This is a genomic window from Coriobacteriia bacterium (assembly GCA_034370385.1).
GTDB lineage: Bacteria > Actinomycetota > Coriobacteriia > Anaerosomatales > PHET01 > JAXMKZ01.
Window position 1 is genome coordinate 1 of record JAXMKZ010000042.1, and the last position, 13,995, is coordinate 13,995.

The 13,995-nt window shown below is 65.0% G+C and carries 15 protein-coding genes; 5 read left to right on the plus strand and 10 right to left on the minus strand.

The annotated features are described in order from the left end of the window. A partial coding sequence (locus U1E26_08620) for a 4Fe-4S binding protein (GenBank protein ID MDZ4169703.1) occupies positions 1–1,363 on the plus strand: 1,363 nt, incomplete at its 5' end. A gap of 136 nt (positions 1,364–1,499) precedes the next feature. After that, positions 1,500–2,828, plus strand: coding sequence for an ATP-binding protein (locus tag U1E26_08625; GenBank protein MDZ4169704.1), 1,329 nt, complete (start codon positions 1,500–1,502; stop codon positions 2,826–2,828). 12 nt (positions 2,829–2,840) lie between these two features. Here U1E26_08625 and U1E26_08630 read toward each other — a convergent pair whose 3' ends face one another. Further along, positions 2,841–4,823 carry a response regulator gene (locus U1E26_08630; GenBank protein MDZ4169705.1) on the minus strand — a complete coding sequence of 661 codons (1,983 nt, stop codon included), beginning with the start codon at positions 4,821–4,823 and terminating at the stop codon, positions 2,841–2,843. Continuing rightward, positions 4,807–5,631, minus strand: coding sequence for an alpha/beta fold hydrolase (locus tag U1E26_08635; GenBank protein ID MDZ4169706.1), 825 nt, complete (start codon positions 5,629–5,631; stop codon positions 4,807–4,809). Before U1E26_08635 ends, U1E26_08630 begins: the two co-directional genes overlap by 17 nt. A 140-nt stretch (positions 5,632–5,771) precedes the next feature. On the opposite strand from U1E26_08635, the gene U1E26_08640 reads away from it, so the two are divergent. From U1E26_08640 to U1E26_08650, 3 genes are all read left to right on the plus strand, one after another. Next, positions 5,772–6,857: a response regulator gene (locus U1E26_08640; protein MDZ4169707.1), complete on the plus strand. Its 1,086-nt coding sequence runs from the start codon at positions 5,772–5,774 to the stop codon at positions 6,855–6,857. A gap of 176 nt (positions 6,858–7,033) precedes the next feature. Beyond that, positions 7,034–7,915, plus strand: coding sequence for a radical SAM protein (locus U1E26_08645; GenBank protein MDZ4169708.1), 882 nt, complete (start codon positions 7,034–7,036; stop codon positions 7,913–7,915). A gap of 3 nt (positions 7,916–7,918) precedes the next feature. After that, entirely contained in the window at positions 7,919–9,187 is a 1,269-nt protein-coding gene (locus U1E26_08650; protein MDZ4169709.1) for a radical SAM protein, read from the plus strand. A gap of 24 nt (positions 9,188–9,211) precedes the next feature. On the opposite strand, the gene U1E26_08655 is transcribed toward U1E26_08650, so the two are convergent. From U1E26_08655 to U1E26_08690, 8 genes are all read right to left on the minus strand, one after another. After that, entirely contained in the window at positions 9,212–9,340 is a 129-nt protein-coding gene (locus U1E26_08655; GenBank protein ID MDZ4169710.1) for a hypothetical protein, read from the minus strand. Positions 9,341–9,410: 70 nt separating this feature from the next. Continuing rightward, positions 9,411–10,124 carry a thioredoxin-dependent peroxiredoxin gene (gene prxU / locus U1E26_08660; protein ID MDZ4169711.1) on the minus strand — a complete coding sequence of 238 codons (714 nt, stop codon included), beginning with the start codon at positions 10,122–10,124 and terminating at the stop codon, positions 9,411–9,413. Between the two features lie 146 nt (positions 10,125–10,270). Continuing rightward, positions 10,271–11,149: an ATP-binding protein gene (locus U1E26_08665; GenBank protein ID MDZ4169712.1), complete on the minus strand. Its 879-nt coding sequence runs from the start codon at positions 11,147–11,149 to the stop codon at positions 10,271–10,273. Positions 11,150–11,160: 11 nt separating this feature from the next. Next, a complete protein-coding gene (locus U1E26_08670; GenBank protein MDZ4169713.1) occupies positions 11,161–12,075 on the minus strand; it encodes a 4Fe-4S binding protein in 915 nt (304 codons plus the stop codon). 2 nt (positions 12,076–12,077) lie between these two features. Next, a complete protein-coding gene (locus U1E26_08675) occupies positions 12,078–12,455 on the minus strand; it encodes a NifB/NifX family molybdenum-iron cluster-binding protein (GenBank protein ID MDZ4169714.1) in 378 nt (125 codons plus the stop codon). A 37-nt stretch (positions 12,456–12,492) separates the two neighbouring features. Next, on the minus strand, positions 12,493–12,864 hold the full coding sequence (locus tag U1E26_08680) for a NifB/NifX family molybdenum-iron cluster-binding protein (protein ID MDZ4169715.1): 372 nt from the start codon (positions 12,862–12,864) through the stop codon (positions 12,493–12,495). A gap of 221 nt (positions 12,865–13,085) precedes the next feature. Beyond that, positions 13,086–13,523, minus strand: a complete 438-nt coding sequence (locus tag U1E26_08685; GenBank protein MDZ4169716.1) for a PadR family transcriptional regulator — start codon at positions 13,521–13,523, stop codon at positions 13,086–13,088. 104 nt (positions 13,524–13,627) lie between these two features. Then, positions 13,628–13,990 (minus strand): molybdenum cofactor biosynthesis protein MoaE, encoded by a 363-nt coding sequence (locus U1E26_08690; GenBank protein ID MDZ4169717.1) that lies wholly within the window; start codon positions 13,988–13,990, stop codon positions 13,628–13,630. Positions 13,991–13,995 lie beyond the last annotated feature (5 nt).

Below are 13,995 nucleotides of genomic sequence, written 5' to 3' on the forward strand. Positions count from 1 at the left end.
GATCAACTCGGCGGTCAACGGAGTGATCAAGCCCCCGATGTGGATCGCGCTGGTGATGCTCGTCGTGCCCCTGGTGCTGGGGCGGGCATTCTGCGGCTATGTGTGTCCTATGGGGGCGGTGGTGGAGTTCGCCTCGCCCAAGCAACGCCGCATCGGACTGTCGCAGCGCGCCCGGGGCTTCTGGCGCGTGGTGCCCGTCTTCGTGCTCCTGTTCTCCGCCGGCCTGCTCCTCTTCGCGAGCGGCGCGTACCTCTTCTTCGACCCGCTCTCCACGCTGACGCGTTCTGCCACGACGCTGCTCTTCCCGCTGATCGATCGCGTGTTGCGTCTGGCGGGGGACATCGCGTACCTCGTGCCCCCCTTGCGCGGCGGCGTCGATGCGGCCACCACGGCGCTTGCGGGTCGCATCATCTACGCGGAGCCGCGCGTCTACGGGCTGGCGCTGTTCACGCTGGGCGTGTTTGGGGGGATCCTCGCGCTGAACCTGGTGGAGCGCCGCCTCTGGTGCCGCCACCTGTGCCCGCTCGGTGCGCTGCTGGGTCTGGTCGGGCGCTTCGGCGTGCGCAACCGCGCGGTCGACGCCGATGCCTGCATCGCGTGCGGTGCATGCGAGCGCACGTGTCCGCTCGATGCGGTCAGGGACGAGTACCTCGCCACCGACACCTCGCGCTGTCAGCTCTGCATGGAGTGCGCGGACGTCTGTCCGACAGACGCCATCAGCCTCGGCATGCGGCCCGTCAAGGCATCCAGTAAGCCCTCGCGCAGGGCGTTCCTCGCCGGTTCGGGTGCGGCCCTGCTCGCAGGCTTCTTCACGTTCACGGGGCTGCCCCGACGGGTGCGCGACCCGCATCTCGTCCGGCCCCCCGGCGCGCAGCCCGAGAATTCGCTTCTCGCGCTGTGCAGCCGCTGCGGGCAGTGCATGAAGGTGTGTCCCACGAACGTGTTGCAGCCGTCGCTTACGAAGGCGGGGCCGGAGGGGCTCTTCACGCCCGAGATGGACTACCGCGTCGGCAGCTGCGACTGGGCGTGCGCTGAGTGCGGGCGGGTCTGTCCCACCGGCGCCATCGAACCGCTCGAACTTGCCGAGAAGCGCACGACCGTCATCGGCCGGGCCTACATCGACACCGCGCTCTGCATTCCGTGGGCGGACTATCGCAGTTGCCTCGTGTGTCAGGAGCTCTGCCCGGTGGCGGACAAAGCGATCGTCTTCACCGATGACGAGGTGCTCACGCCGGAGGGCGCGACGCTCGCGGTCAAGCGCCCCCATGTGATCGCCGAGCGTTGCATCGGTTGCGGGGTGTGCGAGCTCCACTGCCCGGTCCCCAGCGAAGCGGCGATACGGGTGCGCGGCATCGACGAGTGAGAGCCTCGGTGCCGACAGCGCCACGACCGATTTCGTGCAGATGGGAACTCTTATACCCTTGTCAGCAAGGGTAATGGTGCGTAATATTAACCTTACCCGTAAGGGTATAAACCCCCAATGATAGCGAGGGCGAGAGATGGACCAAGGGCTGGAACTGCTGCTTCAAGCACAAGGCTCGATGCCGCTTCCAGAGCTCACTGCTCGCGATGTCTACGTGCCAGAGTTGCCCAACATGGCCACGGCGTTCGTTGGAATGAGACGCGTCGGCAAGAGTTATCTGATGGCCCAGGAGATTGGCCGACTTCTTGATGCCGGCGTACCTCGCACGTCGATCCTGTGGTTGAACCTCGAGGATGACCGTCTTGGAGCGGTTACCACAGGCATCCTCAATGATGCTCTGGAATGGTTGTTTCGAACCGGGCCACGCCGTTACGAGCAGACTGCTCACCTGTTTCTCGATGAGGTACAGGCGGTCCCTGAGTGGGAGCGTTTCGTATTGCGTGTCATCAACACGGAGAACATCCGAGTACGCCTTACGGGCTCTTCGGCCAAGCTTCTCAGCACAGAGGTGGCGACCGAGTTGCGTGGCCGAAGCACCGCCGTCGAGGTGTTGCCGTTCAGCTTCCGCGAGTATCTGCGCCATCGGGGTCTCGAACCGGAGACGGCGGTGCTGCCGGGGGCGGCTCAACGGTCGGCACTCGAGCGCGCTCTGGAGCTCTACCTCGTTGAGGGGGGCTTCCCGGCAGTTCAGGATATGTCGGGTATCGACCGCCGGCGGACCCTGCAGGACTACGTTGATCTGGTGGTCTACCGGGATGTCGCCAATCGCTGGGGGGCTACGAACCGTGTGGCATTGGCGTGGATGGTTTCTCACCTGCTGAGCAACTTCGCGCGCGATTTCAGTGTGAACAGGATGCTCAACGACTTGAAGTCGCAGGGAGTGAAAGTGGGGGAAGACACCCTGCGCGCGTACTTGGGACACCTGATCGATGCACGGCTCGTCCACGCTGTCGGCATCAGAAGGGCGTCCTACCGGGCGCGACAGGTGAACCCTCGCAAGATCTACGCGGTGGATCCCGGGCTCGCCGCCGCCACAGCTCACCCGTCGGCGGAGGACACAGGCTACCTGCTCGAAAACGCGGTCTACCTCGACCTTCGTCGACGGTACTCGCGTCTGCACGAGGAGGCGGTCAGCTACTACTCGGATTCCGACGGCAGTGCCGATTTCGTTGTGGACACGGATGCGTCGGAACCGCTGATCGTGCAAGTGTGTGCCTCGCTGTCCGATGCACGGACGCGTGCGCGTGAGCTGCGGGGTGCCGAGGCCGCCATGCGGGGGACGGGCGCCGCCTTCGCGACGGTGGTGACGCTCACCGAGTCGGGAGAGTACGAAACGCCCGCCGGTCCGGTGCGCGTCATCCCCGCGTGGCGCTGGCTGCTCAGAGAGACGCTGGACGCACGGTAACCGCGCCCGCCTCTACCGCCCGAACGCGTCCACGATCGCGTCGGCGTCGTAGTCCGCGGCGAAGCCGTGCAGCTGCTCCGCGAGCCGGGAATCGAACTCGCGCACCTCGTCGACTAGGGCGGCCACCTTGTCGAAGTCGCCCATGACAGCGGCTCGCTTCACGCGCGCGATGAGGTGCTGCGGCGCCGCGGCTGGCTCGCCCGCGACCGCTTCGCGTGCCGGGGCTGTGGCGGCGGGCGTCGGCTCGAGCAGCTCTCCGAGCGCGTCGGCGAGTTCGGTCTCCGTGCACGGCTTGCTCAGGAAGTCATTCGCTCCGGCGTCGAGCAGCTCGCCGCGCGTCTCGACGAACGCGTTCGCGGTGAGCGCGACGATCGGCGTTTCAGGCGCGACGTCGCCGGTGCGAATCTCGCGGATGACCTCAAGTCCGCCCATGATCGGCATGCGCATATCCAGCAACACGAGGTCGGGCGGCGCCGCGTGGAACCGCTCCAGCGCCTCGCGGCCGTCAGATGCGGTCTCGACTTCGTAGCCGAGGTTCGTGAGCATCTCGCTCAGGAGCGTGCGCATCTCGGCGAAGTCGTCGGCGACGAGGACACGCAGGCCGCCGTCGGGTGCGCGCCTGATGCGCTCAGGAGCCGATGGTGTCTCCGCTGCGTCGGCTTCGCCCTCTTCCACACACACCGTGAACTCGAAGCGGCTGCCGACCCCGCGGGAACTCGTCGCGGTCAGCTCGCCACCCAGCAGCCGTACGTACTGCTGAGAGATGGCCAGCCCCAAGCCCGTCCCGGTTCCCATGGTCCGGCCGCTCTCGGTCTGGCTGAACGGCTCGAACATGAGCTCGATCTCGGACTCGTCCACGCCGACCCCGGTGTCCGTGACGATGAACGTCAGCGCGGTATCCTCGCCGCTCCGCTCCGCGGTCGCCTCAAGGGTCACCGATCCAGTCTGGGTGAACTTCACCGCGTTGCCCAGCAGGTTCACCAGCACCTGGCGGAGCTTCGCCTTGTCGGTCGTGACGAAGCGAGGCAGGTCGGCAGTCAGCTCCACGCGCAGGTCGATGCCCGCACTGTGCGCACGGTCGCGGAAGATCGCGTCAAGGTCGGCGAGCATGACCGCGAGGTCGAACGTCGAAGCTCTGAGCGTCGAGCGTCCCGACTCGATCTTAGCCATCTCAAGGACGTCGTTGATGAGGGCGAGCAGGTACTCGCCGTTTCGATCGATGATCGCCAACCGCTCGCGCTGCTGCTGTGTGATGCCCGGCTCCCGGGCCATGAGCTGGGCGAATCCCAGGATCGCGTTCATCGGCGTGCGGATCTCGTGGCTGATAAGTGACAGGAAGGCGCTCTTGGCCTGCGTGGCCTGGCGCAGCAAGTCGTTGGCGCCCGAGAGCTCGTCGTTCACGTGGCGCAGTGACTCCATCAACTCGAGAGAGTCGACGCGCGCGAGCATCATGTCCACGAGGCGGTGCAACAGCAGACTCTGGGACGCGAGGTGGTCGTCGCTGCTGTCATCGGCGAAGACGAACAGGAAGGAGGTGGCATCGCGCCGGCGCACCGGCATGCCGAGAATCGATGTCGGACGGAAGCGGGAGCCTGGCAGCTCGACGATGAGATCGGCACAGTCGGGGCCGTTCAGGTAGACGGACTCGCGCGTCTCGATGAGCAGAGACTGGCAGAACAGCGGGACGGACTGAGGCTCGACACGCCGGCTGCTGTGCGCCGAGTGTACGGCGAGAGGATTGGCGCCGGAGGGCCCGAGCGCGTAGCACGCGCACAGCGGGATCGCCTTCAGCAGCGAGATGCGCTCGAGGCCATGCTCGAGCACCGCCTGCACCGATTCGGCCGCTGACAGGCCCTCGCCGATGAGTCCCAGCAGGAGCATGTCCTCGGATCGCTCGGTGAGCAGGTCGTTCTCGGCCTCGAGGATGCGCACCCGTTCGCTGAGGGCCTCGGCGAGTGCGCGCAGCTCAGCGGTGTCGTCAGGCAGGGTGCTCACGGCAGAACCCCGCGATCAGGCCGGACAGGATCTCCGGTTCGTCGATCTGCACGAAATGCGACGCGGTGGGGATGTGCTCGAGCCGGCTACCGGGGATGTTGGCGTGCAGCTTCTCCGAGATCTCGGCGCTCAGAAACGGGTCGGCGTCACCCCGGATGATGAGAACGGGCATCGGCAGCGCGTGGATGTCGTCGGCGATGTCGGTGAGGTTGTGGTTGTCGAGGCAACGGGCGAAGTGCATGAACGCCTGCCGCCCCTCCGTCGTGGACAGCGGCCGTTGGAACTTGGCCATGAGCGCATCGTCGACGCGTTCGGTGTGGTAGACCCCTCGCTTGATGACCAGGCGGAAGGTGCCCATGTCGAACGTCGCCATGAGCAGCTGGCGGATGATCGGCGTGCGCAACGCGGTGATCGGCTGCACCGGCCAGAAGTCGTAGGCGACGCTGTTGGCGACGGTGAGGTCCAGCAGCATCTCCGGATGCCGCACGGCGAAGATCTGAGCGACGCCCCCGCCCAGGTCGTGCCCCACGAGGTGGAAGCGCTCGACTCCGAGCGCGGTCACGAACTCGTAGAGCCGATCCGCGTGGTCCTGGATGGCGTACGAGACATCGAGAGGCATGTCCGAGTCGCCGCACCCGAGCAGATCGACGGCGATGACGTCGAACTCCTCCTCCAGCGGCTCCGCAACGCCCTCCCACAGAAACGAGTAGGTCGTGATGCCGTGTACCAGCACGACGGTCTCTCCGGAACCGCTGCGGTGATACGCCAGACGGTGGTTGCCGACTTCAGCGTAGGACAGCGGGCTCATTGATCCCCCTCACCGGCGTGAATGGCGGCGGACACGGCCCCATCGGAACGCCGTCCCCCCGGCCGCCCCGCGCATCCAACGTGCAGCAGGGGTATTGTGACACTGTGTAACCGAAGGTCGCAATCGACATCGGAGCCGCAATGCCTTTGACCTTTGATGGCGAGGAGCCGGACCTGCTGCTGGTTGACGATGTGCCCGCCAACGTGCGGATACTCGCCGACATGCTCAAGACGGAGGGTTACCGCACGCGGTCGGCCTTGTCTGGCGAAGCCGCGCTGAAGGCCGCGGAGCTCAAGGTCCCCGATCTGGTGCTGCTCGACATAATGATGCCCGGCATGAACGGCATCGAGGTGTGCCGGCGCATGAAGGCGAACCGAGCGTTTGCGCAGACACCCGTGATCTTCCTGTCCGCACTCGACGGCACCGACCACAAGGTCGATGCGTTCGCAGCAGGCGGCGTCGACTACATCACGAAGCCATTCCAGGTCGACGAGGTCCTCGCACGCGTGCGCACCCACCTGCGTCTACGGCAGCTGCAGACAGAGGTCGAGGAGTACACGCACCGACTCGAGGACATCGTGATGGAGCAGGTGCGCGAGATCGCCAACGCGCAGATGGCAACGATTCTGGCGCTCGCCCGGCTCGCTGAATCGCGCGACGACGAGACCGGCACCCACCTCGAGCGCGTGCAGGCGTTCTGTCGGCTGCTGGGCGAAGGCTACCGCAGGCGCAACGAGGAGCCCGGGGTGACGCGCAGCTTCGTCGACAGCCTCGTTGAGGCGAGCACGCTGCACGACATCGGCAAGGTCGCCATCAGCGACGACATCCTGCTCAAGCCGGGCAAGCTGAACGTGCTCGAGTTCGAGGTCATGAAGGAGCACACCACGGTCGGAGCCCGCACACTCGAGGCGGTGCGCGATCGCTACCCGGGTAACCGATTCATCGAGGTCGGCATCGAGATCACGCGGTCGCACCACGAACGCTGGGATGGCACCGGCTACCCCGACGGGCTTGGGGCCGACGCGATTCCGCTCAGTGCGCGCATCATGGCGATTGCGGATGTCTATGACGCGCTGCGATCCAAACGTGTCTACAAGGACGCGTTCGCCCACGACGACAGCGCGCGCATCATCCTCGACGGCGCCGGCACCCACTTCGATCCTGCACTCGTCGAGGTGTTCGCTTCGACCGCCGACCAGTTCGCGGAGATCTCTGCGTGCTGGTGAACGAGGGGCCGACGGTACTCGTTGACCCCTGTAGGCAGGAACCGGCGTGTGTCCGGCGTAGGTAGACGAACCGGCAACGACCGACTAGTGCCCGCGGCTGGCTCGCCGGGCTCCGGCCGCTTCATCCCGCGCAGAGTGGACAGGAACGCACCGGCCCTGAGAAACGAGGCTCTCGCGTGCTCAGTTTCGCGGATATCGCCTTGGGAACGGCCAGCGGTGTTCCACGTTGTATGCGCTGTCATCGACCGATCGACGAGCACTTTCGCGACCCCTCCGGTGTAGCGACCGAAATCCGTGAGGTCTGCCAAGGATGGCCCGGTGGGTCCGGTCCCAACATCTATCTGGTCGGTGCTGAACCCTTGCGTCATCCCGCGCTATTCGAGCTGCTGCACGCGGCGGTCGAGAGCGGTGCGGCCCGAATCGGCCTCGAAACAGACGCTCACGCCCTGGCCTCCCGCGAGATTTCCTCCAGAGCGCTCCGTTCCGGTGTTCGGCAGCTGACAGTCTCCGTGCTTGGACCGAACGCCGAGCGCCATGATGCGCTGTCGGGACGTCATGGCTCTTACGACCAGACAGTCGAGGGCGTGAGGACCTTCCTTGATGAGGCGCGGGAGGGCGGGGTGCGGGTTCACCTCACGTTTCGCGTACCGGTCTGTCGCCATAATCTCCGCGAAGCACCCGCGATCGTCACCGCTGCATGCGGATTCGGCGCGCACGCGGTGATTCTCGACGTGGATGACACCGATCTCGATCTGAATCAGGCGAGCCCATGGCTCGAGGCGGCGTGCGACACAGGGGTCGTCAACACGACATGGGTTGAGGTGCGAGGGGTGCCGTACGGATTCGCACGGGGGTGGGAACTGCACCTTGCCTCCGTGTATCGCCTGGTAAGCGGGGACAAGGCTGAGGCGTGCGGCGACTGCGCACTTGGCAGTGTGTGCGGCGGAGCTGTGTCCGGAGCGTCTGCCACCGTGCTGGCGAGTCTCGCACCGCCACCCAACGCGACTCAGGTCGCGGAGCGGGTCTCCCACGGTTTTGGGTCCCCGAGGTCAGGGTGACCGATGCCTGAACTTCCACTCAAAGTCGCGCTCGTCGCTCTCAATCGCCCCGGCTATCAGTCGCTCGCGCTGGGATATCTCAGAGCCTACGCGGAGGCGCACCCGCGGCTGCGAGGGAAGGCCGCTTTCCAGACACTGGATCTGACTACCGAGGTCGATCCCTGGTGGATCGCATATCGCATCCTCAGGATGTCGCCCGATGTGGTGGGATTCTCCGTCTACTGCTGGAATGCACGCGCCATCTACCAAGCGTGTTCGATCATCCGCGACGCGAACCCCGATCTGACAATCGTACTGGGAGGCCCCGAGGTCACCTGCGTAGCCGAGCAGGTGCTCGAGGCGAACCCCGCCGTGGACATCGTGGTCCGCGGAGAGGGTGAGGAGACCTTCTCCGAGCTGCTCAGAGTGATTGCGACCGGCAAGTACCCATGGAGGTGCCCCGGGGTCACCGCTCGGAACGGAAACGAGATCGTCAGCGCCCCCGACCGTCCGCTCATGGAGGATCTCGATCAGATCCCGTCTCCCTATCTCACCGGCTTGCTCACACCGGACGCGGCGTTGTCGTATGTCGAGAGCTATCGTGGGTGTCCCCATCGGTGCAGCTACTGCTTCGAGGGCAAGGGGAGTACCCGCATCCGGTACTTCTCCGCAGAGCGCGTCGCGGCCGACGTGGCGGCCGTCGCCGATTCACCCGGCGTACGCTCCTTCTCGTTCGTCGACTCGGTGTTCAACCTCACTCCGGAGAGGCTGCACTGGCTTGCAGGCATCCTTGAACCCTATGCGAGACGCGGTCTGGCCCTCCACACGATCGAAGTCGATATTGAGCGTATCGACGAGGAACAAGCCCGTGATCTGCGCAGGGCAGGCGTCGTCTCGGTCGAGACGGGTCCACAGTCGATAGGCGCCGACGCTCTCAAGACGTGCCATCGCAGTTTCAACCCTGAGTATTTCGCCCGAGGTGTTGCGGAACTCAAGCGCCAAGGAATATCCGTCGAATGCGACCTGATCTTCGGCCTTCCGGGGGACGATGCGTTCGACGTCATCGGGGGTCTGCGGTGGCTCTTCGAAATAGACCCGGGCGTCGTGCAGTCATCGACACTGCACGTGCTCCCCGGCACGGACTTGTCAGAGCGCTCGCAGGAGTTAGGGCTTGAATACGAAGCCGCGTGTGAGCACTGCGTGATCCAGACTGCCGACATCCGCTTCGAAGACATACGTCGCCTTGAAGTCATGGCCGCAGCGATTCAGAACTCCTATCGCGCCCGCCTCTAGCCCGCGGGGCGCCGCCGCGGCGGCCTACCCCAAAGCCAAGTCGAGTCCCGTCATGACGACGAATCCCAGAATCGTTGCAAGAACGGCTGCGTCCGAATGCTGCAAGGCATAGCACTTCGGGACGGACTCCTCTATCGCGACATCCTTATCCATGCCCCCCAGATCGAGTGCGCCGACCGCGAACCCGAGGGGGGGCGGTTGCCAGGGGGGACAAGTGGTGTTCCTACTCCGCTCCGGGCTTCCAGACCTCCCAGACGTGCCCCACAAGGTCCGGCCCCGGCTTGAGCACTTTCTTACCGGGCTCCCAGCCGGATGGTGTGACCTCGGCTCCGCCCGTCGCTCGCACGTGCTGGAAGGCTTTGATCTGGCGCAGGGTCTCGTCCACGCGCCGACCCACGGGAGGTGTGAGCACCTCCATGCCTTGAATCACGCCGTCTGGATCGATGATGAAGCGGCCGCGGACATCCACGCCGGCCTCGTCGTCGTAGACTCCGTACGCGGTTCCCAGATGCCCTGCGGCATCAGAGATCATCGCGAACGGGACACCGCCATCGACCATCTTCGAGAGTTCGTTGTCGTCCCACATCTTGTGAACGAACTGCGAGTCCACGCTGACGGAGAAGACCTCGACACCCAGCGCCTTGAACTCGGGATACTTCGCGGCGACCGCCGACACCTCGGTCGCTCAAACGAAGGTGAAATCACCAGGATAGAAACAGAGCACGATCCACTTGCCCAGATGATCCGAAAGCTTCACCTGGGTGAACTCCCCAGCTTGGTACGCTGGCGCTGTGAAGTCGGGAGCTTTCCTGCCCACCATTATCTTGCTCACGGGGACCTCCTTGGATGTCTGCTGTGGTGCCGGCTTCTCCTCGCTCGGCTCTGCTCCGATCACGGAACCGGTCGGGCGTGCGCAGCCGATAGCCTTGTCGGCCATGCCATTCTCCTTCCTCGTTCGAGAGATGCTCTGGCTCATTCGAAACAACGTCGAGCCTCAAGCCTCAGTCACCATATGCCCCGTTGACGGCAGGCATCCCCGACCTGTCTACCGGGAAGTCGAAGTGCTCTCCGTAGTCGTGCACGTCAGATCCCGCCGTTCAACTCGTCTCGAACCCTGTCCCATGCTTCGGTGATGGCGACGAGCGCGGGCGTGCGGACCGCCATGGCATCCCGTCCGCTGGCCAGCGCCTCCAGCATCCCCGCGATCGTCGGATCGAAGGGCACCTCGGCGATGATCGGCAACGAGTGGTCGCGTGACAACGCTCGAATCCGCTTCGCCCCCTCTTCGGCGAGATCGGCCTTGTTCAACACCACTAGCACGGGGAGGTTCAGTCTCCGTGCGAGCTTGACCAACCGCTCAAGATCATGCGCGCCGGAGACCGATGGCTCTGCGACGGCGACAAGCAGATCCGTACTGGCGACCGCGGCGATGAGGGGACAGCCGACGCCCGGAGGACCGTCGATCAGGAGCAGATCGGCATCGTGGCGCCCGGCGGCTTCTGAGGCCAAGCGCCGGACCTCAGTCACTAGCCGGCCCGAGAGGTCCTGTCCGGGTCCCAGCTGGCCGAAAGCAGCGGGTCCAATAGAGCTCGATCCCGTGCACGCTTCCCCGACGGTGCGAACTCTCATCGTGATGGCGCCGACCGGGCATTCGTGCTCGCAGCGACCGCACCCCTCGCAGGACAGATGGTCCACGAGGTAGTGATCCGTGCCGGGCAGAATCGCCGCGAAACGGCAGACATCGTGGCACGCGCCACACGCCGAACACGTCGACTCATCGATGCTCGCCTCGGCGCCACCACTGAACGCGAGACAGTCGTCAGTGCGAACGCGCAAGGCCAGTGGCAGGTTCGACGCCTCGACGTCAGCGTCAGCAACGACAACCCGGTTGTGTGCAGCGGCGAGGTGAGCGAACGCTGCCGTCAGCGTGGTCTTGCCGGTTCCGCCCTTGCCGGATGCCACGACGATGCTCCTCAACGACGCACCGACTCTCGAGTCGCGATCTTGCGCATCTCATCGAGGATGCCGCTGAGTGCTTGACGCACATCCGGCATCTCCGCCGCCGCCAGACCTCCGCGTGCGTACACCTCGGCGATACGCCGATCGAAGGGGATGCGGGCGATCACGGGAACACCGAATTCGTCGCAGAGCTCGTCGATTCCGTCGCCACCTGTGCCCGCTCGGTTCACCACGACGGCCATCGGCAACCGAAGTGAACGACCGAGTTCCAGCCCGAGCCTTAGGTCGTGTCGCCCGAACGCGGTCGGCTCGGTCACGAGGAGGAGAGCGTCAGCTCCGCGAACGGCTGCTACCGCAGCGCAAGCGACGCCCGGTGGCGCATCAAGCACGATGAGATCTGCCGGGACCGATGCGGCGGCATCGCGCGCCGCTCGAATCACTGCGGGCGTCTTGACCTGACCCACATCCAGCGTACCGGTCAGCAAGGTGAGACGGGCGAAGTCAGCCGATCGCCTTACCGAGACTTCTCCGATTCGTTTCGGCATCTCGGTGATCGCGTTCTCAGGGCATATGTCCACGCACAGACCGCACCCGTGGCACAGCTCCTCGAACACCAGCGCCGAGGAGCCCAGCACCCTAACCGCCCCGTAGGCGCACGCATCCCGGCACAACCCGCACGCCGAGCAGGCATCTGTGTCGACGGAAGCGAAGAGCGAGTCCACCCGCGTGCTGCGGGGACCCTCGTATCGACCGAACAGATGGTCGTTCGGCGCCTCGGCGTCACAGTCGACGAGCGCCACGCGCTCACCGACATCCGCACACAGGGCGCTGATGTTCGTGGCAAGCAGCGTCTTGCCGGTCCCGCCCTTGCCGGATGCGATGGCAAGCGTGAAGGCGGGGAGGGCCGCAGATGATGTCTGTTCGGGCAAACCTAGGGCCCACCGCAGACGTGCCGCGAGTCCATGACCGTCAGATCCCCCGCGAGCACGAGTTGTACAGCTTCACCGATGCCGGGCGTCGCGTTCTCAAAGTAGACGGTGATGCCAGCCGCCTCGAAACCTGCCAGAGGCCTCGCCCCCATGCCTGCGACGATCAGGGCCTGCACTCCGTGTGAAGCGAGTAGGTTGACCGGTCGTAGACAGCCACCCTCTTCGTGAGGCGGGTTCTCGACGACACGCACCTCGGCAATGGCCCCGTCGACGATCTCCACCAGAGTGAAGCAGTCGCAGTGGCCGAAGTGGCCGGAACGCTCGCCCTCCAAACCGCCCTCACCTATCGAGGGAACCGCAAGTATCTTGTTCTCGGCCATTCGTGCCTCCTGATCCGGATCGCCGTCTGTGGCGATCTCACTCCATGCCGGCGTGCGCTTCGCCCTCAACCAGCATGCTCAACGTGCCCTCGGCCCATGCATCGACAGCCTCTCGGACCGTCATTCCGGCACCGGCATAGCCTTCTATCCCGATCGCATGCAAGGCCCTGTACGCCTTGGGGCCCAGATGACCGGTGATCACCGCCTCCGCGTGGCGAGCCGACACCGCCTCGGCGGCTCCGATGCCGGATCCCTGCAAGGCGTTGCGGTTCAGCGTGTTGTCCACCGTCTCGAATTCAAGCGTATCGACGTCAACTACTACCAGATAGGCGGCACGCCCAAAACGCTCGTCTACCTGGTCGTGCAGCGTCGGTCCGAGAGCCGAAACCCCCACTTTCACGACTGCCACCTCCTGTGCCTTCCGAGGATCGAGCCCCGGTGGCGTCCGCCCCTGGGGCCACCGCATCGGCTCTTGAGTCCTCGGCCGATGCCTCTCTCCCACGATGCCAAGAGGCTACCGAGTATCGCCGGGTCGTCGGTGATGCAGAACCCTTGTCCGCGACCCGTCATCGTTCCGTGGCCGATCGGGCCGGTGCTGTCGTATCCGGGCATGATGATTACCTCCCATGATCAGGTGTCGTCGACGCTTCCGAGCGCCGAGCCAAGTGCGTCAGCGAGGCGACGGGACAGCCGCTCGCGCTCGCGCAGGTGAGCTACCCAGTCTTCTGCAAGCTCGCGGCCTTCCTCTGTGAGGCGATACTCGCGACGCTGGGGACCGGCTTCGCTCTCGCACCACTCGGAGGTGACGAACCCCTCCTCTTCGAGGCGGCGCAGGACGCGGTAGAGTCCGCCCGCGTCGACTTCGATCTCACCGTTGGTGATGTCGCTGATCTCGCGACGCAAGTCATAGCCGTGACCGGTTCGGCCTACGAGAGCCGCAAGTGCTGCTGGCTCGGCGAAGGCGCCGAGCCCTCCTCCGCCACCCCTGCGGCAGCACGGACGGGATGCCCCGTGCCGAGCACCCTGCATCCCAACGACGTCAGGGTCGCATCCTCGACCAGGAACCATGCTCGCTCCCAACTAGGTGTAGACTGCATATACGAGACACCCCGTACTATATGCATCTATCATCTAGTTGTCAAAGCGTCACCGTCAATTCGCCGAGCACGTGCTCAGAAGTGCTCGTACTCGGTCACGACCTCGGTCTTCAAGACACGCACGAGCTGCTGTAGAGCATTGAATACGTTCTCGCGGATGTCACCTGCCACCAACACGCTCATGATGTCATCGCCAACGTCCAGCGGGCCTTCATTCACCCACGCACGTACGGCCACGATGCCCGGCCATCTAGTCGCCTCGGCCAACACCTGTTCGAGCTTCTCGCGATCTACAGAGAGCGTCATCCCCGTGATCGGCTCTCCGTCACGCGTTGTGCCGCGGACGATACCCCGGTGAACCAGCAACATCCCGGCCCTATCGGCATCCGGCAACGCCTTCACCTCATCGATCCAGACGTTCAGATCCGGGACCTTCATGCGTC

Bases quoted from the DNA above. Each gene is read 5' to 3' on its own strand.
- U1E26_08675 (MDZ4169714.1), bottom strand. From the start codon at position 12,455: ATGGCCGAGAACAAGATACTTGCGGTTCCCTCGATAGGTGAGGGCGGT.
- U1E26_08655 (MDZ4169710.1), bottom strand. From the start codon at position 9,340: ATGGATAAGGATGTCGCGATAGAGGAGTCCGTCCCGAAGTGCTATGCC.
- U1E26_08625 (MDZ4169704.1), top strand. From the start codon at position 1,500: ATGGACCAAGGGCTGGAACTGCTGCTTCAAGCACAAGGCTCGATGCCG.
- U1E26_08650 (MDZ4169709.1), top strand. From the start codon at position 7,919: ATGCCTGAACTTCCACTCAAAGTCGCGCTCGTCGCTCTCAATCGCCCC.
- U1E26_08690 (MDZ4169717.1), bottom strand. From the start codon at position 13,990: ATGAAGGTCCCGGATCTGAACGTCTGGATCGATGAGGTGAAGGCGTTG.
- U1E26_08635 (MDZ4169706.1), bottom strand. From the start codon at position 5,631: ATGAGCCCGCTGTCCTACGCTGAAGTCGGCAACCACCGTCTGGCGTAT.
- U1E26_08640 (MDZ4169707.1), top strand. From the start codon at position 5,772: ATGCCTTTGACCTTTGATGGCGAGGAGCCGGACCTGCTGCTGGTTGAC.
- U1E26_08685 (MDZ4169716.1), bottom strand. From the start codon at position 13,523: ATGGTTCCTGGTCGAGGATGCGACCCTGACGTCGTTGGGATGCAGGGT.